This window comes from Aeromonas sp. SG16 (assembly GCF_024436135.1).
Lineage (GTDB): Bacteria > Pseudomonadota > Gammaproteobacteria > Enterobacterales > Aeromonadaceae > Aeromonas > Aeromonas jandaei.
Window position 1 is genome coordinate 138,823 of the sequence record NZ_JANFNW010000008.1, and the last position, 18,456, is coordinate 157,278.

The following is an 18,456-nucleotide window of genomic DNA, read 5'->3' on the forward strand; positions in this document are numbered from 1 at the left end:
GGGGTTTAACGTGTCTCAAGGACTGGTAACAGCATCCTATATCGTTGCCGCCGTGCTCTTCATCCTCAGTCTCGCGGGACTGTCGAAGCAAGAGACGGCCAAACATGGCAACCTGTTCGGTATCGCGGGTATGGCCATCGCCCTGATCGCGACCGTGTTCAACCCGGAGACCAGTGGCGTTCACTGGATCATTCTGGCCATGGTGATCGGCGGTGCCATCGGCGTGCGTCTGGCGCTCAAGGTCGAGATGACCGAGATGCCCGAGCTGGTGGCTGTGCTGCACAGCTTCGTGGGTATGGCGGCGGTGCTGGTGGGTTTCAACAGCTTCATCGATCTGCACCCCTCCGCACCGGCTGAAGTGGTTGTCTCCGTCGGTTCCAACCTGGATGCAACGCTGGCAGCCGCCCGTGCGGCGTTCGAGCAGGCAGCCAGCGTTGCCCAGGTCGAGCACCTGACCGGCGCCATGCTGAACATCCACCTGGTCGAGATCTTCCTCGGCGTCTTCATCGGTGCCGTGACTTTCACCGGTTCCGTGGTGGCGTTCGGCAAGCTGCGTGGTCTCATCTCCTCCAAGCCGCTGATGCTGCCGCACCGCCACAAGCTGAACCTGCTGGCCGTGGTCGCGTCTCTGGCGCTGATGGTCTACTTCGTCAACGCCGGTGGCTCCACCTTCGCTCTGCTGGTGATGACCCTGATCGCCTTCGCCTTTGGCTGGCATCTGGTTGCCTCCATCGGTGGTGCCGACATGCCGGTAGTGGTCTCCATGCTGAACTCCTACTCCGGTTGGGCGGCGGCAGCGGCGGGCTTCATGCTCTCCAATGACCTGCTGATCGTCACCGGTGCCCTGGTGGGTTCCTCCGGTGCCATCCTCTCTTACATCATGTGCAAGGCGATGAACCGCTCCTTCATCTCCGTGATCGCCGGTGGCTTCGGCTCCGATGGCGTGGCCTCCACGGCTGATCAGGAGATGGGCGAATACCGCGAAACCAGCGCCGAGGAAGTGGCTGACCTGCTGAAGAACTCCAGCTCCGTCATCATCACCCCGGGCTACGGTATGGCGGTGGCACAGGCTCAGTATCCGGTTGCCGAGATCACCCAGAAGCTGCGTGACCGCGGCGTCAAGGTGCGCTTCGGTATCCACCCGGTTGCCGGTCGTCTGCCTGGCCACATGAACGTGCTGCTGGCGGAAGCGAAAGTACCGTATGACATCGTGCTGGAAATGGACGAGATCAACGAGGACTTCGCCGATACCGATACCGTGCTGGTGATCGGTGCCAACGACACCGTCAACCCGGCCGCGATGGAAGATCCGGGCAGCCCGATCGCCGGTATGCCGGTGCTGGAAGTGTGGAAAGCGCAGAACGTCATCGGCTTCAAGCGCTCCATGAACACTGGCTACGCCGGTGTCCAGAACCCGCTGTTCTTCAAAGAGAATACCCAGATGCTGTTTGGCGATGCCAAGGCCAGTGTCGAGGCAATCCTGAAAGCACTGTAAGTGCCATTCAGAGAGTGGATATCAAGGAGGCTTCGGCCTCCTTTTTTATTGCCCATCCCTTGTATATCCTCAATCCATACGGACCATGAGGGATCTCCATGATGTGGTGTCAGGGTTGGCGAAGGATCGGGTGTTACGGTTGGTTGCTGGCCTCCCTGCTTGGGGCCGGTTTGGCGGCTGCGGCGGACAAACCGCCGACCCTGACGTTGTTGACCGAGCTGTGGCCGCCCTATGTGATGCGTGATGATGGTGGTCGACTGGTGGGAGCCGATCTCGATCTGGCTTGTACCGTGCTGCAGCAGCTTGGCTATCGCACCGAAATCAGGGTGCTCCCCTGGAAGCGGGTGTTGCAGCAGGCGATGCTGCGTGAAGGAGATGCGGTGATCGACATCTTCTATGCCGAGGCTCGCAAGAGCTGGCTCCACTATCCCGACGAGCCCCTCTCCTACAGTGGCGAGGTGCTCTTCTATCCGGTGGATCGCCCGCTCCACGTTGCCCGGCTGGCCGACCTCAAGGGGTTGCGGGTCGGCATTCAGGCCGACTATGCCTACAGCAAATCCTTCCTGACCGATACCGGGGTGATCCGGGTGCCGATGACGGGGGAGGGGAATGCCGTCAAGCAGCTCCACCTGATGATGGCGGGCAGGCTGGATGGGGTGGTGCTCAACGAGCTGGTCGGGCGCTATCTGCTGCACACCCAGGGGCTGCAGGATCAGGTGAGCCATGGCTCCTATATGTTGACCGACGATAGCCGCAACTTTCTCGGATTTACCCACAAACCCGGCCACGATCAGCTGGCTATCCGTTTCTCCGCCGCCCTGAAACAGTTCAAGCAGACCCCCGCCTACAAGCAGCTGCTGGCCCGCTATCACCTCTAGGCGGGCCAGCCTTCTGTGCGTTGCCTCACAAATTGTCGCACTTTGTTAAAAGACGGGCATAATGGCGCTAAAAAAAGCGATATTGCGCAACTTAATTTGATTTTATTGATATTAGAATCAAATTCAGTTGATTTGCATGGTGCTGCCGTCAGGCGGCTACCTCTCTCGCGACGCCGTTGCGGCGCGCCCCGAATTGATGCTGACCCCAGGTCACCCTTTTTTGCCATGCTGTTGCCTGTGGCGATGACAGGCATTGCGCCACCAAGATGAGATTGCACAGATGAAAGCACAATGGACCGACTTTATTACCCTGCTCAAGCGTGAAGTGGTGCCGGCCCTTGGCTGCACCGAGCCGATGTCGGTCGCCCTGGCTGCGGCCAACTGCCGCAAGCTGCTGGGGCAGGATCCGACCCGTATCAGCGTCTGGGTCAGCGGCAACCTGTTCAAGAATGGCATGGGGGTCGGGGTGCCGGGTACCGGCATGATCGGCCTGCCGGTGGCTGCAGCGGTCGGCATCACAGGGGGCAATCCGGATGCCGGGCTGGAGGTGCTCAAGACTCTCACGCCAGATCAGGTGGAAGCCGCCAAGGCGCTGCTGCCCGCCATCAAGGTGGATGTGAAGGATGTGCCGGACGTGCTCTATGCCGAGGTGCTGGCCGAGGTGGATGGCCACAGCGCCCGGGTGGTGATCTGCACCGACCACACCCGCATCATCCTGATGGAGAAGGATGGCGAGGTGCTGATGCAGCAGGACAACGCTCCCGGCGTGCAGATCCAGCCAGCCAAATCCGCCAAACCGACCATGACCCTGCGCGAGATCGTCGATTTTGCATTGGAAGTGCCGCTGGCGGAGATCGACTTCATCCGCGAGGCCGCCACCATGAATCAGGCGCTGGCAGATGAAGGGCTGCAGGGTTATGGCCTGCGCATCGGCAAGATCCTCACCGAGCAGGTGGAGCGCAAGCTGCTCTCCGATGACCTGATGACGCTGGCGATGCGCCTCTCCTCCGCTGCTTCCGATGCGCGGATGGATGGCGCCATGCTGCCCGCCATGTCCAACTCCGGCTCCGGCAATCAGGGTATTGCCGCCACCATGCCGGTGGTCGCGGCGGCCCGCTTTCTTAAGGCGAGCGACGAGCAGCTGACCCGGGCGCTGGTGATGAGCCATCTGGTGGCCATCTACATCAAGACTTATCAGAACAAGCTGTCGGCCCTCTGCGCCGCCAGCACCGCTGCCATGGGCTCCGGCGCGGCCATCACCTGGCTGCTGGGCGGCCAGTTCGAGCAGATCAGCCACTGCATCAACAACATGATTGGCGATGTCTCCGGCATCATCTGTGACGGCGCCGGCAGTGCCTGCTCCATGAAGGTCTCGACCTCGACCTCGGCGGCGGTGAAATCCTCCCTGATGGCCATCAACAACCTGCATGTACCCCAGAGTGAGGGGATCGTCTCCGACGATGTGGACCAGACCATCGCCAATCTGGGCCGGCTCTCCAAAGAGGGGATGCTGGATACGGATATCGAGATCATCAACATCATGCGAGCGAAACAGCAGAAGCCATAAGTTTGTAGAAACAAAGGGGGCTCAGACCCCCTTGTTTATGTCGTGACGGGTCAGGCCGTCCGACACGGTTGCCAGGGCATGCGTCGTGCTTGCTCTTGTTTCCCGGGCATTGCCCGCTTTTTGGGGGGTCATCTCATGACACTTAGCGTTATTGGTAATCTGGCCATTGCGGCCTTCTTGCTGTTCTTCCTCTATCGGTTGCAGCAAAAACATGTGAGCTTCACCCGCCGGGTGTTTGCCGGTCTGGGGCTGGGTATCCTGTTCGGGGCTGCCCTGCAGCTGCTCTACGGAGCGGGGTCTGCGGTGATTGGCCAGACCATCGACTATCTCGATATCGTCGGTAGCGGCTATGTGAAGCTGCTGCAGATGATCATCATCCCGCTCATCATGGTCTCCATCATCAGCGCCATCCTCAAGCTCAACGGCGGTACCGCCCTTGGCAAGATCAGCGCCATGACCATCGGCGTGCTGATCTTCACCACCGCTATCGCGGCAGGGGCTGGCATCCTGATGTCCAACTTGTTTGGGCTGACCGCAGAAGGGCTCACTGCCGGTGCTGCAGAAAGCGCTCGTGGAGCTGCGCTGCAGAGCACCCTCGGCAGTGTCGAGAGCATGTCCTTTGCCAAGATGGTGCTGGAGTTCATTCCGGCCAACCCCTTCCTCGACATGACCGGCGGTCGCAAGACCTCCACCATCGCTGTGGTGATCTTCTCCATCTTCATCGGTCTGTCGGCTACCGGCATTGCCCGCAAGAAGCCGGAGATCTTCGCCAGCTTCAGCCACTTCATCGCCGTGGCCCACGCCATCGTGATGCGGATGGTGACCCTGGTGCTGCGCCTGACCCCGTTCGGTGTGCTGGCCCTGATGACCAAGGTGGTATCCGGTTCCAACTACGCTGACATCATCAATCTGCTCAGCTTCGTGATGGCCTCTTACGGCGCGATTGCCATCATGTTCGCCGTGCACCTGCTGCTGGTCGGCATGGTCGGCATCAACCCAGCCCGCTTCCTGAAGAAGATCACGCCGGTGCTGGCCTTTGCCTTCACCTCCCGTACCAGTGCGGGCTCCATCCCGATGAACGTGCAGACCCAGACCAAGTCGCTGGGTATTCCGGAGGGGATCGCCAACTTCGCCGCCTCCTTTGGTTCCACCATCGGTCAGAACGGCTGCGCCGGTATCTATCCGGCCATGCTGGCGGTGATGATTGCACCGACTGTCGGGGTCAACCCGATGGACCCGAGCTTCATCATGACTCTGATCGCCATCATCACCGTCAGCTCCTTCGGGGTGGCCGGGATTGGCGGCGGCGCCACCTTTGCCGCGCTGATCGTGCTCTCCGCGCTGGACTTCCCGGTGGCGCTGGCCGGTCTGCTCATCTCCATCGAGCCGCTGATCGACATGGGCCGTACCGCGCTCAACGTCTCCGGCTCCATCACCGCGGGCACGGTTACCAGCCGTCTGCTGGGGGAGACCGACATGAACGTATTCAACAGCGATCACGAAGTGAGTCTGGACGGCGAAGAGTCCACCATCTGATCCGCTGCGGGAGGGGCAACCTTCCCGCCATCAACCACAGGGAGGGCATGCCCTCCCTGCGTCATTGACAGGAGCAACTATGAGAATCGTGATCATCGGTGGCGAAGCCGCCGGTATGAGTGCGGCCGCCAAGGCGCGCCGGTTGGCCATCGATGCCGAAATCGTGGTGTATGAGGCATCCGAGGTGATCTCCTTCGGTGCCTGTGGCCTGCCCTACTTCGTCGGCGACGAGTTTCAGGAGCCCGGCTACATGGCCGAGTTCACCCCGGAGCAGTTCGCCGCCAAGGGGATCGAGGTCAAGATTGGCCACCGGGTGCTGAGTCTGGATGCTGCCGCGCAGACGCTGACGGTCGAGCACAACGGCGACACCTTCACCGATCGCTACGATCGGCTGATGATCGCCACCGGCGCCCGCGAAGTGATGCCACCCATCCCCGGCTTGCAGCAGGAGGGGGTATTCGGTCTGCGCCGGATGGCCGACGGACTGGCGCTGAAGGCGGCGGTACAAGACAAGAACAATCGCCGCGCCGTGGTGATCGGCTCCGGCTTTATCGGGCTGGAGGTGGTCGAGGCGCTGGTACATCAGGGCAAAGAGGTGCGTCTCATCGAGCTGGCGGATCGGGTCATCCCCGATGCGTTTGATGGCGAGATCACCCAGCATATCGAAATCGAACTGCGTGAGCAGGGAGTCTCCCTCCATCTGGGTGAGCGGGTTGAAGCGCTGCTGGGGGATGGCCGGGTGACCGGCGTGCGAACCAGCCAGGGCGAGTACGAGGCCGATATCGTGGTGGTCTGCACCGGGGTCAAGCCAAACACCGAGTTTCTGGCCGATACCGGCATCGAGCGACTCGGCAACGGCGCCATCAAGGTGGATCGCCAAGGGCGCAGCTCGCTGGCCAATGTCTGGTCGGCCGGTGATTGCGCCAGCGTCTGGCATAGCGTGAAGCAGCTGCAGGTCTATGTGCCGCTCGCTACCATCGCCAACAAGCTGGGGCGCATGGTGGGCGAGAACCTGGCCGGGGCCGAGCAGGAGTTCTCGGGCACCCTCGGCTCTGCGGCGCTCAAGGTGCTGGGGCTGGAGGCGGGCCGTACCGGTCTCTCCGAGCAGGAAGCCAAGGCGATGGGGATCGACTATCGCACCGTGGTGATCAAGGACAAGTGCCACACCAACTACTGCCCGGGTCAGTCCGACATTCACGTCAAGCTGGTCTATGAGGCGGGCAGCAAGCGGCTGCTGGGCGGCCAGATCCTCGGTCGCAAGGGGGCGGTACACCGCATCGACGCGCTGGCGGTGGCCATCACCATGGGGGTGACTACCGAGCAGCTAGGCATGCTGGACTTTGCCTACGCGCCGCCCTTCTCCCGCACCTGGGATGCCCTGAACGTGGCGGGCAACGTCGCCAGGTAACAGGCGCTGGTCAGGCGGAAAATGAGAAGAGGCGGCACAGGGGGCCGCCTCTTCTTTTTGCTTAAAGCTGCCTCAGGGATTGGCAGGGGGATCTTGCCGCTCCGGCTTGCCTGTCGCCGGTTTGCTGCCGACCAGCACGGCGCCGAAGAAGATAAGCGCAACGCCTGCCGCCTTGCTCGCCACCAGCGGTTCGGCAAAGGCCGGCATGCTTACCGCCAGCAGATAGACCAGCCCGTAACTGGTGCTGAGCAGCGGGTAGGCGATATTGAGCGGCGTCGAGTGCAGCGCTGCCAGCCAGCAGAGCAACGACAGCACATAGCAGAGGATGCCGATGGCTATGGTGAGGAGTGGCAGGGGGTGAGCCAGCATCACGGCGGGATCGGCTTGCCACGCAGGGAGGCTGATTGCCCCCCACTTCATGCAGAGTTGCGCCACTGTCACCAGCACTATGCTGCCCAACACGTAGAGATAACCCTTCATAACAGACCTCCCAGCAGCAGGGCGCCGACAATGATGGCGGCAGCCCCCAGCCAGTTGCGGCTGCTCACCGGCTCGCGGAAAAAGAGGCGCGAGCCGAGCAGCACCAGCACCAGATTGAGGCTGAGCATGGGGTAGGCCATGCTCAGCGGCAGCCGCTGCAGCAGATAGATCCAGAGCAGCATGCCGCTGCCAAGGGCTGCAATGCTCCCCAGCAACCAGGGAGAGGTGAGCTTCTGCCAGTGGCCGTGCGGTGCGCGTTGCCAGCTGATGACCGCCTGCTTTTGCAGCATCTGGCCCGCACTGGTGAGGAGGCTGACCAGCAGGAGGAGCAGGATATCCATCAGCGATTCCCGTGGTAGACGAGCAGGGTAAAGCGGTGGCTGCGGATGGTCTGGTCTGCCGGAGGCAGCGCAGCGATCTCCTCGTCATCATCGGTGCGCAGCAGCAGGGCGACCTGCCCCTCCTGGCGAGCCTGTGCCAGCCATTTCGGGAACTCCTCTTGCGTGACATAGCGCCCCTTGCCCTGCGGATAGCCAAGGCCATATCTCAGCTCGCCCATGCTGTCGAACAGGTTGACCTCGCTGCGCTTGGTCTCCCAGGCGATGGAGGAAGCGGTGCCCACCTCGTTGGCCAGCAGGGTGTGGGATTCCATCAGGATCTCCCGGTTGGCCTTGATGAAGTGCTCCGGCAGTTTGGAGTCCACCAGCGATAACGGCAGCGCCAGCGGCAGGGCTACGGCCAGCACCATGGGGCAGAGGGCGCTCAGCTGCCAGCTGCGGACGGGAGCCACCAGCTGGATAAAGCCGAGCAGCGACCAGCTGGCGAAGATCGCCATGGCAATGACCAGCTTGCCCATCTCGTAGCGGCCGTAGACCGCATGTTGCGGCGAGAAGGCCAGTACCGCCAGAACCCCTACGCAGACGAGACCGAACAGGCCGTTGATCCAGGCGTTGAGGCGAAATGGCTGAGCGCGCCCCTCCCTGAGGGCATTGGCCGCGCTGTTGGCGAGCAGGATGGCCAGCGGGGCGAAGCAGGGCAGGATATAGGTGAGCAGCTTGCCCTTGGCGATGCTGAAGAAGATAAAGGGCAGTACCAGCCAGGCCAGCAGATAGAGAGTCTGCGAGCCGACCTTGCGCTCCTGCCACCCCTGCTTCAGTGCGCCCGGCAGCAGCCCCAGCCATGGCAGGGTACCGAGTAGTCCCATCGGCAGGTAGTACCAGAAGGGGGACTTGTGCTGGGCATCTTCCGAGGCGAAGCGCTGGATGTGCTCAATCCAGAAAAAGTAGTGCCAGTAGTCCGGCTCCCGCTGATGAATGGCGATGGCCCAGGGGGCGGCCAGCATGGCGGCGCTCAGGATGGCCAGCGGCCCGAAGCGCACCAGTTCGAGCAGGCGTCCCTGGGTCAGCATATATGGGACAAGTACGATTACCGGTACCGCCAGCGCGATGAACCCCTTGGTGAGGAAACCCATGCCGCAGGCGAGACCAAACAGCAGATAGCCCGCCATCCTGCGACCGGGCGGCCCCTCCTGCCGGATGAGGTAGAAGCTCACCATGGCGGCGTTGAGCCAGAGGGTCACCATGGCGTCAAGCACGCTGTAGGTGCCGATGCCGTAAACAATCAGGGTCGAGAGATAGATGAGGCTGGCGAACCACGCTCTGCGCCGGCACTGCCAGAGCTGGAGGGTAAACCAGAAGACCAGCAACGCGCTCAGCCCGGTCGAGGCAGCCGAAGCGAAGCGGACGGCAAAATTGCTCTCGCCGAACATCAGCTGGCTGAGGCTGTTGAACCAGTAACCGGCGATGGGTTTCTCGAAGTAGCGCAGGCCGAGGAAGTGGGGCACCACCCAGTCACCCGTGGTGACCATCTCCCGGCTGATTTCGGCGTAACGGTTTTCGTCCGGGCTCCACAGCATCCGCTGGTTGAGCGGCAGCAGGTAAAAGAGCAGAAAGAAAAGGGGCAGGGCCCATCGGGTCATCTTCATGAGATCCTCGGTTGCAATCTGGTGAGCTGGTTCATGGGGCTGCCTTGCAGCCGAGCCACCCTTCGCGTCCCGGCAGGGTGCCGCGCAGCAGGTGACCGGTCGGTAGTTGAGTCGGGTCGGACGGGAGCAGCTCGCCAAGGGGGACAAAACGGATGCCACGCGCTTTGGCCTCGCCGAGCAGGGCATCGAACTGATCCGCCATGACGATCCCCTCTACCTCGGCGTGGATGGTGTAGACATGGGGGCCCTGTGCCGTAGGGGTCGCCAGCTGCTCCAGCAGGAAGTGGTTGAAACCGTCGACCGTCACCTTATGCCCCACCACCTCGTCAAAGGTGGGCAGGTTGACCGGGATCTGCGGGGTGCCGGGCCGCCCATCCTCCAGAATGGGGCGGAACAGGCCGCAGCCGCGACAGTCACTGTTGTAGCGAAAGCCGAACTGCTCCTTGGCTTGGGTGGTGAGCGGATCGGCCCGCCAGCCGGCGGCGGCGGAGCAATCCACTTCGCGCCCCAGAATGTCGCTCAGGGCATCGACTCCGAGCCGGGTCTGGCGGATCAGCTCGGCCTCGTCCCAGCGACCGGTGTTGGCCTGCCAGCCGTGGTGATCCCAGGCGTGCAGCCCCACCTCGTGACGGGCGCTGTCTGTGTCGCGCATCAGGGAGCCCAGCTCTTTGCCGATTGGCTTGCCGGGCCAGGCGGTGCCGGCCAGCAGGATATCGAGCCCATACAGAGATGCTGCGTTGGAACGCAGCATCTTGAGCAGGAAGCGGGGCTTGAGCAGGCGCCACAGGTGGCGCCCCATGTTGTCGGGACCGACCGAGAAGAAAAAACTCCCCTTCACCTGATGCCGGTCGAGCAGTTGCAGCAGGCGGGGAACCCCGTCACGGGTCCCCCTGAAGGTATCGACGTCGATCCGCAGACCCACCTCAGTCATGCTCGACTCCTGTGGTGACCGCCCCTTGCAGGAAGAAGTCCAGCGTCTTGCCGATGGTCTCTTCCATCTCGATGGTCGGTTCCCAGTCGATCAGCTTGCGGGCATTACGGATGCTCGGACGACGGTGGGAGACATCCTGATAGCCGTCGCCATAGAAGGACTTGCTCTCCACCAGCTTGAAGCCGGCGAACGGCGGGAAGTGGTCGCGCAGCGGGTGGGCATCGAACTTGGCGAGCAGCACCTCGGCCATCTCGCGAATGCTCGCCTCGTTGTCAGGGTTGCCGATGTTGATGATCTGGCCGTTGCATCGATCGTCCCTGTTCTCGACGATGCGGAACAGGGCTTCGATGCCATCCTCGATATCGGTGAAGCAGCGCTTCTGGGCGCCGCCATCCACCAGCTGGATCGGGGTACCGTCCACCAGATTGAGAATGAGCTGGGTGATGGCGCGAGAGCTGCCGATGCGGGCAGAGTCCAGACTGTCGAGGCGCGGCCCCATCCAGTTGAAGGGGCGGAACAGGGTGAAGTTGAGCCCCTCTTTCTTGCCGTAGGCCCAGATGACCCGATCCAGCAGCTGCTTGGAGACGGAGTAGATCCAGCGCTGCTTGTTGATGGGGCCGACGATGAGGCGGGATTCATCCTCGTCGAAGCTGTGATCGTCACACATCCCGTACACCTCGGAGGTGGAGGGGAAGATGATGCGCTTGTTGTACTTGACGCAGTAGCGGACGATCTTGAGGTTCTCCTCGAAATCGAGCTCGAACACCCGCAGCGGGTTACGGGTGTACTCGATGGGGGTGGCAATGGCTACCAGCGGCAGGATCACGTCGCACTTCTTGATGTGATACTCGATCCACTCGGTGTGGATGCTGATGTCCCCCTCCACGAAGTGGAAGTTGGGGTGACCGATGAAGCGGTCCACGGCGCTGGAGCCGATGTCGAGGCCATACACTTCGTAGCCGCCATCCTTGAGCAGACGCTCGGTGAGGTGGTTGCCGATGAAGCCGTTGACACCGAGGATTAGCACCCGGGTCAGGCGCGCCTTGCGCAGGGCATTGCTCGCCCTGGCGCCGATCTTCATTCCTTCGACCAGCCCCAGTTCGCGGGCCAGTTGGGCGCCGCGTACATAGAGCCCCCCTTCGGCCTGACCGGCCAGGATCTCCAGCACGCCCTCACCACAAGCCACGCGCAGTGGATCGTGGGAGAGAATGGTGCCCGGCTGCTGGTTGCTCTGGATCGCCAGCGGCTGCGATTTCCAGACCGTCAGCTTGCGATCGCCGGCAAAGCTGAAGGCCCCCGGATAGGGCTGGGTGACGGCGCGTACCAGATTGTTGAGCTCGCGGGCCGGGCGGTGCCAGTGCAGTTCGCCATCGGCCGGGGTGCGGCGGCCATAGTAGCTCGCCTTGCTCTCGTCCTGCGGGGTGAAGCGGCTCTCCCCGCGCTTGAATTTGACCAGTTCACCTTCCAGCAGGGCATGGGCAGCTTGGCGTACCTTGCCATGCAGGGTCAGCGCCGTGTCGTCGTCGGCAATGGCCACAGCCTGCTGGGCGACGATATCGCCCGCATCGGGTTTGGCCGTCATCCGGTGCAGGGTGATGCCGGTCTCGGTCTCGCCGTTGACCAGACACCAGTTGATGGGCGCGCGACCGCGATAGGCGGGCAGCAGGGAGCCGTGCAGGTTGAAGGCCCCGACGGTCGGGATATCGAGGATCTCCTGCTTGAGCATGTTGCGGTAGTAGAAGGAGAAGATGGCCTCCGGTGCCAGCTCGCGAATGCGCTCGATCCAGAGCGGATGGTTCACATCTTCGGGGGAGAAGACTGGCAGGTCGTGCTCGGCGCAGAGCTGGGCGACCGAGTCGAAGAAGCGGTTCTCGCCCGGATCGTCGGCGTGGGAGAAGACTGCCTGGATCTGATAGCCGGCCTGAAGCAGGGACTCGATACCGGTGCAGCCGATATCGTGATAGGCAAAGACGACAACTTTCATGATTGAGTTTCCTGTTGCGAAGCATCCGGGGTGGAGCGAACGATTTGGTGAATGAAGTAGCGGGGGCGGGCGCGCACATCGGTATACATGCGGCCGATGTACTCACCCAGCAGCCCCATCCCGATCAGCTGCACGCCGACAAAGGTGAAGAGAATGGCAAACAGGGTGAATACGCCGTCTGCTGCCCAGTCGGCGCCCATCAGCAGGCGCAGCAGGATCAGCAGGATCGAGAAGGTGAAGCCGATCCCCGCCACCACGCTGCCAACGATGCTGAGCAGGCGCAGCGGGGCCGTGGTCATGCAGGTGACCAGGTCGTACATCAGGTTGATGAGGTGCATCAGGCCATATTTGGATTCGCCGTGGGCCCGCTCGGCGTGGCCCACCTCCAGCTCGGTGGTGCGGCGGGCAAAGCTGTTGGCCAGTATGGGGATGAAGGTACTGCGCTCCTGACAACAGAGCATGGCATCGATGATGTGGCGGCGATAGGCGCGCAGCATGCAGCCGTAGTCGCTCATCTGGACGCCGGTGGCCCGCTGTACCGACTTGTTGATAAAGCGCGAGGCCGTCTTGCGAAACCATGAATCCTGTCGGTTGCGGCGGATGGTGCCGACCACGTCGTACCCTTCCATGGCGGTGGCGACCAGCCGCGGGATCTCTTCCGGCGGGTTTTGCAGGTCGGCATCCAAGGTGATCACCAGATCCCCCTTGGCCGTCTCGAAGCCGGCCATGATGGCGGCATGCTGGCCATAGTTGCGGTTGAGCAGCACAGCAACCAGCTTGCTTCCTTCGCGGGCCGCTGCCTCGCTGATGATGGCGGCGGAGCGGTCGCGGCTGCCATCGTCGATCAGGATCACCTCGTAATCCTGACTCAGCTGCTCGCAGGACTCGGTGACGCGCCGCAGCAGCTCGGGCAGGCTCTCCTCCTCGTTGTAGACGGGGATGATGACGGATACCCGCTTGATATCGTTATGGTTCACGTGTCGTTACTCCAGTATGTCGGTCAGGGCTGCCACGACCCGATCCACGTCGGAGAGCGTCATGTCGGGGAAGAGGGGCAGGGTGCAGAGCCGTGACGAGTTCCACTCGGTATTGGGCAGCGAGAGCGTCGGGTAGCGCTCCCGGTAGTACTTCTGGGTATGGGCCGCCATGAAGTGCAGGCCGGTGCCGATGCCGCGCTCCTGCAGTGCCTGCATCAGCTGATCGCGATCGAGGCCGCAACGGGCCGGATCGACCCGCACCATGAAGAGGTGCCAGGCGTGCAGATGGGCATAATCGGGGATAGCGAGCGGCTCGAACGGCAACCCCTCCAGCAACTCCCGATAGCGGGCAACCAGGATGGCGCGCCGGGCGTTGAGCTCGGGCAGGCGGGCCAGCTGTACCAGCGCGATGGCGGCGTTGATGTCGGCCAGGTTGTACTTGAAGCCCGGCATGATCACCTCGGCCTGCGGCTTGCGGCCCAGCGTCATCCGGTCGAAGGCATCGACCCCCAGACCGTGGAATTTCAGCATCCGAGCCTTGTCGGCCAGCGCCTTGTCATCGGTCACCAGCATGCCCCCTTCGGCACAGGTGAGGTTCTTGATGGCGTGGAAGGAGAAGATGGCGGTGCCGGTCTCGCCGATCCAGCGGGCGCGATAGCGGGTGCCGACCGCATGGGCGGCATCTTCGATGACCGGAATATCGTGCTGGCGACCCAGGGCGAGGATGGGGTCGAGGTCGACCGGCGCCCCGGCGTAGTGAACCGGGATGATGGCCCGGGTGTTGGGGGTGATGAGCGGCGCTATCTGCCCGGCGCTGACCATCAGGGTATCCCTGTCCACATCGACAAAGACGGGGGTGGCCCCCAGCAGGGTGATGATGTTGATGGTGGAGACCCAGGTCTGGGAGGGGGTGATCACCTCGTCACCCGGGCCAATCCCCAGTGCCATCAGGGTGACATGCATACCGGCCGTTGCGGAGCAGAGCGCTACCGCATGCTGGCAGCCAAAGGTCTCGCAGAAGCGCTGCTCCAGCTCATGATTTTTCGGGCCTGTGGTGATCCACCCTGATTGCAGAACCTCGCTGACGGCGTTGATCTCGGCCTCGCACATGGCGGGTTTCGAGAATGGCAGAAAGTTTTTCATACGACTCCAGTCTTAATGTCGCAAGAGATCAAATAGCAATGAAAATCGGTGTTGCCGATTTTCATTGGAAATATGCATGGCGCAGAAATTTATATCCTTCGATATATTTTCGAAGGTAACTGAATAGCGAGTTTTCATTCAAGCGCACAGCAACACTTGGTAACAATTGCTGGAGTTTTTATGGATAACTAAATCTGGAAATATCTCGTAACAAAATATTGCTTGGTTTTATTTTGAATTGGTGTTTAGCCATTTATTTTTAGTGTTGTCACTCGAGTCATTGGCCATTGTTGAATAGTGGTAATGTCATTCAGTATTGAAATTGCTTGTTACAAATTGCCCATGGTGCAATTGAGGAAAGGATGTAAAGTTTCCAGCATCACGCATTATGGAATAGTCGTTATGAATATCACCGTGTTTGGCAGTGGCTATGTCGGCCTGGTACAGGCAATTGTATTGGCCGATGTTGGCCATCAGGTTGTTTGTATTGATCTCGATGCAGAAAAAATAAGTCGGTTGTCCCGTGGCGAATTACCTATTTATGAACCCGGGCTGGATTCATTGCTGCATCAGACGCTACAAAATGGCTCGCTGAAATTCACCACGGATATATCCATGGCGGTTACCCACGGTGAGGTGCAATTCATCGCCGTCGGTACGCCCCCTGATGAGGATGGTTCGGCCGACCTGAGCGCCGTCAGGGCGGTGGCGAGGTCGATTGCCCAGCATCGTATCGACGAGGTGATCATCGTCAACAAATCTACCGTGCCGGTCGGTACGGCAGACAAGGTATTCCACTGGGTCAGGGAGCAGCAGGCAGAGCTCGGCAAGCAGTTCGAGTTCGATGTGGTCTCCAATCCCGAATTTCTCAAAGAGGGGGCGGCTGTGCGTGATTGCCAGCGCCCGGATCGCATCGTCATCGGCACCGGCAAGGAGCGCTCCAGAGCCGTGATGCGCGAGCTGTACGAACCCTTCAACCGCAATCACGACCGCATTCTCTTCATGGACGTGCGCAGTGCCGAGCTGACCAAGTACGCCGCCAACTGCATGCTGGCTACCAAGATCAGCTTTATCAACGAGATTGCCGGGCTGGCCGAGCGGGTTGGTGCCGATATCGAGCTGGTGCGGCAGGGGATCGGTGCCGATCAGCGCATCGGCTACCAGTTTATCTATCCCGGTTGCGGCTATGGCGGCTCCTGTTTTCCGAAGGATGTGAGGGCGTTTTTGGCGACAGCCGCGGCGCTCGACTACGACACGCCGCTCATCCGCGCGGTGGAGCGGGTCAACGAGCGGCAGAAGTTCAAGCTCTTCGATACGCTGTCCATTCACTTTCAAGAGCGGGGCGAGTCGCTGGCGGGCAAGACCATCGCCATCTGGGGGCTCGCCTTCAAACCCAATACCGATGACATGCGCGAAGCGCCGAGTCGGGTGCTGATGGAGGCGCTGTGGCAGGAGGGGGCGCGGGTGCAGGCCTTTGATCCGGTGGCGATGAAGGAGGCGCAGCGCATCTATGGCTGTCAGCCCGAGCTGTCGCTGATGGGCACCAAGGAGGCTGCGCTGGCGGGGGCCGATGCACTGGTCATCTGCACCGAGTGGAACGAGTTCAAGGCGCCTGACTTTGCCCAGCTCAAGAAGATGCTGGCCATGCCGCTCATCATCGACGGTCGCAATCTCTATGACCCGCACAAGATGAAAAGCCAGGGCTTCTCCTACTACGCCATCGGACGCGGGGAGACCACTGCAGAAGGAATGAGCCATGCCACGTCCTGAAATCTCGGGGCGCAAGCTCGGCTGGATGTTGCTGCTGGTGACTCTGGTGCTGCTGTTTGGCCAGTTTGATCATCAGCTCTGGACGCCTGATGAACCCCGCGAAGCGGCCATTGCGCTCGAAATGTACCGCAGTGGTGATTGGGTGGTACCGACCCTGGGCGGGCGCAGCTTTATCGAGAAGCCGCCGCTCTTCTACATGGCCGCTCTGCCGTTTCTTGATGGGTTTGCATCCTGGCTGGGGATAACCAACACCCTGCGTTTGACGGGCGTGGTCTGGGCGGCAGGCATGCTGCTCTTCACCGGTCTGTTGGCCTATCGCCTGCTTGGCAACAGGTCGGCGGCACTCTGGTCGGTCATCGCGCTGGGCACCATGGAGGGATTCATTATCAATACGCACTGGATCAGGACGGACAGTGCGCTCGCCTTCTTTGTCGTATTTACCCTCTGGGCATTCGCCGAATATTATCTGGCGCATCGCAACTTGATGGCGATTATTGCCGGGCTGGGTCTGGCTGGCTGTTTTATGGCAAAAGGGCCGATCGGGCCGTTGACGGTGTTTTTCGGCTGGTTGCCCCTTTTTCTCTTTGCTGCCCGCAAAGCAGTAAACGAGAAAAGTGTTCCCGTTTTTATATTCAAACACTTGCTGGTGTTGTTGTTTTTTATATTGCCAGTCGCAGCTTGGGTTCGTGAGATAATTAATCATGCTGATGGCGATGCCTTGTGGCATGAGTGGTTCTGGCAGAATCAGGTTGGCCGTCTTGCCGGCACTTCGACCGAACTGGGTCATATCAAGAAAGGTGCCTATCTTTATTATTTGTGGGGCATGGTGGAATATACCATCCCATGGTTGCCATTCATTTTTTATTGGGGCTGGCAAACGGTGAAACAGCGGGAGTGGAGTCGTGAGCGGTTATTTTTGCTGTGCTGGGCGCTGGGAACCCTTTTATTGTTAACAATCTCTTCGACCAAGCGAACTCTCTATCTTTTCCCGCTATTGCCGGTATTTGCCATCATGCTGGGTCAGGTCAGTCTGAGCTGGCCGCTGTGGACTGCCCGTTATGGTCGGGGGTGGCTCTACTTCATGCTGCTGTTCTGCGTCGCCATCATTGCACTCCCTCTGCTGGGTCTGCCGCTGCCGTTTGCCAGCCATATTCCGGCAGAAGTGCTGCAAGCAGCCAGCAAGCTGGGGTGGCGGTATATTCCAGCGATCACCCTGTTCGTGATGGCGCTGGAGCTATTGTTGCGGCGCAAGGAGGTACATGGCGCCATTCATGTCACCAGCTCGGTGGCCATCATGTTTCTGCTCACTTTTGCGCTGGTCTACCCGCTGATCGATGCAGCCAAGGGGGTTTCGGGCAAGATGACCCATCTGCTGGAGGGGATACCGCTCGAGACGCGGGATCGCATCGCCGGCTGGCGGCTGGGGGAAACCGAGCTCGGTCTGCTCTCTGTCTATGAAGAGATGCAGGTAGTGAATCTGGACGGGAAGGGGGTGAGGAATGTGCTTGCCTGTCACGATGCCAGATTCGATGCGGTGCTGGTCAACGGTACGGCGCAGGAGATGGCAAATCTGCTGGAGGGGATCCCCTATCAGCAGCTGGCACAGACCTCGCTTCGTTCGGACAAGGGGCAACTGCTGACGCTGGTTGCCGCAGAGCAGTGCCATTGATCTATTTATTTCCACTTCAGGATTGTCGGATGACGCAGTATGTACGTTTGGTAATTGTTCCACTTTTCCTGCTCAAGGTTCCTGCCAGCCACGCCGGCAGTGGTTTTGAAACCTATGGCGATATCGGCCAGATCGTGATTCCGGTGGCGGCGGCACTCATCTCATGGGGGAGGATGATATCGAGGGGCTGAAGCAGTTCGGTTACTCTTTTGCCACCACCACGGCGCTGGTGCAGGGGATGAAGTTCACCATAGATGCAGAGCGACCATCCGGCTCTGGCCAGAGTTTTCCCTCCGGCCACACGGCGGCGGCATTCAGCGGCGCCAGCTATCTGCAGATCCGCTATGGCTGGCACTACGGGCTGCCGGCGTACATTGCAGCAGGTGCTGTGGGTTGGTCGAGAGAGAATGCCGAGCAGCACTACTGGCGCGATATCATCGCCGGAGCGGCCATCGCGACCGGGATAAGCTATCTGTTTACGACACCGCTATCGCGCAATGTGGTGGTAGCGCCGGTTGCCATGCAGGGGGATGCCCGCGGTGTGGGGCTTCACTACCGCTATTGATGACGGGTTTTCCCCGGCCGGGCTGATTGCAGATATAAAAAAACCGATGCCAAGGCATCGGTTTTTTAC

Annotated in this window: 16 protein-coding genes; 9 read left to right on the forward strand and 7 right to left on the reverse strand. The window is 60.9% G+C overall.

Translation table 11 applies throughout. The features are described from left to right. Window positions 1–10 precede the first annotated feature (10 nt). The 5 genes from pntB to NOM67_RS17280 all read left to right on the forward strand — a co-directional run bounded on the left by pntB (window position 11) and on the right by NOM67_RS17280 (window position 6,884). Window positions 11–1,495 (forward strand): Re/Si-specific NAD(P)(+) transhydrogenase subunit beta, encoded by a 1,485-nt coding sequence (gene pntB / locus NOM67_RS17260; protein ID WP_041209536.1) that lies wholly within the window; start codon window positions 11–13, stop codon window positions 1,493–1,495. A gap of 98 nt (window positions 1,496–1,593) precedes the next feature. After that, window positions 1,594–2,373 carry a substrate-binding periplasmic protein gene (locus NOM67_RS17265; RefSeq protein ID WP_370689171.1) on the forward strand — a complete coding sequence of 260 codons (780 nt, stop codon included), beginning with the start codon at window positions 1,594–1,596 and terminating at the stop codon, window positions 2,371–2,373. A 280-nt stretch (window positions 2,374–2,653) separates the two neighbouring features. Further along, window positions 2,654–3,940, forward strand: coding sequence for a serine dehydratase subunit alpha family protein (locus NOM67_RS17270; RefSeq protein ID WP_255938922.1), 1,287 nt, complete (start codon window positions 2,654–2,656; stop codon window positions 3,938–3,940). A 135-nt stretch (window positions 3,941–4,075) separates the two neighbouring features. Further along, window positions 4,076–5,476 carry an L-cystine transporter gene (locus NOM67_RS17275; protein ID WP_042031893.1) on the forward strand — a complete coding sequence of 467 codons (1,401 nt, stop codon included), beginning with the start codon at window positions 4,076–4,078 and terminating at the stop codon, window positions 5,474–5,476. Window positions 5,477–5,555: 79 nt separating this feature from the next. Beyond that, window positions 5,556–6,884, forward strand: coding sequence for a CoA-disulfide reductase (locus NOM67_RS17280; protein WP_255938923.1), 1,329 nt, complete (start codon window positions 5,556–5,558; stop codon window positions 6,882–6,884). Window positions 6,885–6,956: 72 nt separating this feature from the next. Here NOM67_RS17280 and arnF read toward each other — a convergent pair whose 3' ends face one another. Genes arnF through arnB form a run of 7 tightly spaced genes read right to left on the reverse strand, consistent with a single transcriptional unit; the run spans window position 6,957 to window position 14,383 of the window. Further along, on the reverse strand, window positions 6,957–7,364 hold the full coding sequence (gene arnF, locus NOM67_RS17285) for a 4-amino-4-deoxy-L-arabinose-phosphoundecaprenol flippase subunit ArnF (protein ID WP_255938924.1): 408 nt from the start codon (window positions 7,362–7,364) through the stop codon (window positions 6,957–6,959). After that, entirely contained in the window at window positions 7,361–7,705 is a 345-nt protein-coding gene (locus NOM67_RS17290; RefSeq protein ID WP_255938925.1) for an EamA family transporter, read from the reverse strand. Before NOM67_RS17290 ends, arnF begins: the two co-directional genes overlap by 4 nt. After that, complete coding sequence (gene arnT, locus NOM67_RS17295) at window positions 7,705–9,348, reverse strand: lipid IV(A) 4-amino-4-deoxy-L-arabinosyltransferase (RefSeq protein WP_255938926.1); 1,644 nt, start codon at window positions 9,346–9,348, stop codon at window positions 7,705–7,707. The genes NOM67_RS17290 and arnT overlap by 1 nt, the downstream gene beginning before the upstream one ends. A gap of 31 nt (window positions 9,349–9,379) precedes the next feature. Beyond that, window positions 9,380–10,279 carry a 4-deoxy-4-formamido-L-arabinose-phosphoundecaprenol deformylase gene (arnD, locus tag NOM67_RS17300; protein WP_255938927.1) on the reverse strand — a complete coding sequence of 300 codons (900 nt, stop codon included), beginning with the start codon at window positions 10,277–10,279 and terminating at the stop codon, window positions 9,380–9,382. Beyond that, the gene (gene arnA, locus NOM67_RS17305; RefSeq protein ID WP_255938928.1) at window positions 10,272–12,263 is read right to left on the reverse strand and encodes a bifunctional UDP-4-amino-4-deoxy-L-arabinose formyltransferase/UDP-glucuronic acid oxidase ArnA; all 1,992 of its coding nucleotides are present in this window, start codon (window positions 12,261–12,263) and stop codon (window positions 10,272–10,274) included. Before arnA ends, arnD begins: the two co-directional genes overlap by 8 nt. After that, window positions 12,260–13,240: an undecaprenyl-phosphate 4-deoxy-4-formamido-L-arabinose transferase gene (arnC, locus tag NOM67_RS17310; RefSeq protein WP_185228112.1), complete on the reverse strand. Its 981-nt coding sequence runs from the start codon at window positions 13,238–13,240 to the stop codon at window positions 12,260–12,262. The genes arnA and arnC overlap by 4 nt, the downstream gene beginning before the upstream one ends. 6 nt (window positions 13,241–13,246) lie before the next feature. After that, on the reverse strand, window positions 13,247–14,383 hold the full coding sequence (gene arnB, locus NOM67_RS17315; RefSeq protein ID WP_255938929.1) for a UDP-4-amino-4-deoxy-L-arabinose aminotransferase: 1,137 nt from the start codon (window positions 14,381–14,383) through the stop codon (window positions 13,247–13,249). A gap of 402 nt (window positions 14,384–14,785) precedes the next feature. Here arnB and NOM67_RS17320 point away from each other — a divergent pair, with 402 nt between their 5' ends. Genes NOM67_RS17320 through NOM67_RS17335 form a run of 4 tightly spaced genes read left to right on the forward strand, consistent with a single transcriptional unit; the run spans window position 14,786 to window position 18,387 of the window. Further along, a complete protein-coding gene (locus tag NOM67_RS17320; protein ID WP_255938930.1) occupies window positions 14,786–16,153 on the forward strand; it encodes a UDP-glucose/GDP-mannose dehydrogenase family protein in 1,368 nt (455 codons plus the stop codon). After that, window positions 16,140–17,822, forward strand: a complete 1,683-nt coding sequence (locus tag NOM67_RS17325; RefSeq protein ID WP_255938932.1) for a glycosyltransferase family 39 protein — start codon at window positions 16,140–16,142, stop codon at window positions 17,820–17,822. The genes NOM67_RS17320 and NOM67_RS17325 overlap by 14 nt, the downstream gene beginning before the upstream one ends. Before the next feature lie 29 nt (window positions 17,823–17,851). Next, window positions 17,852–18,013 (forward strand): hypothetical protein, encoded by a 162-nt coding sequence (locus NOM67_RS17330; protein WP_255938934.1) that lies wholly within the window; start codon window positions 17,852–17,854, stop codon window positions 18,011–18,013. Continuing rightward, window positions 17,986–18,387: a phosphatase PAP2 family protein gene (locus NOM67_RS17335; protein WP_255938936.1), complete on the forward strand. Its 402-nt coding sequence runs from the start codon at window positions 17,986–17,988 to the stop codon at window positions 18,385–18,387. The genes NOM67_RS17330 and NOM67_RS17335 overlap by 28 nt, the downstream gene beginning before the upstream one ends. The last annotated feature ends 69 nt before the right edge of the window (window positions 18,388–18,456 follow it).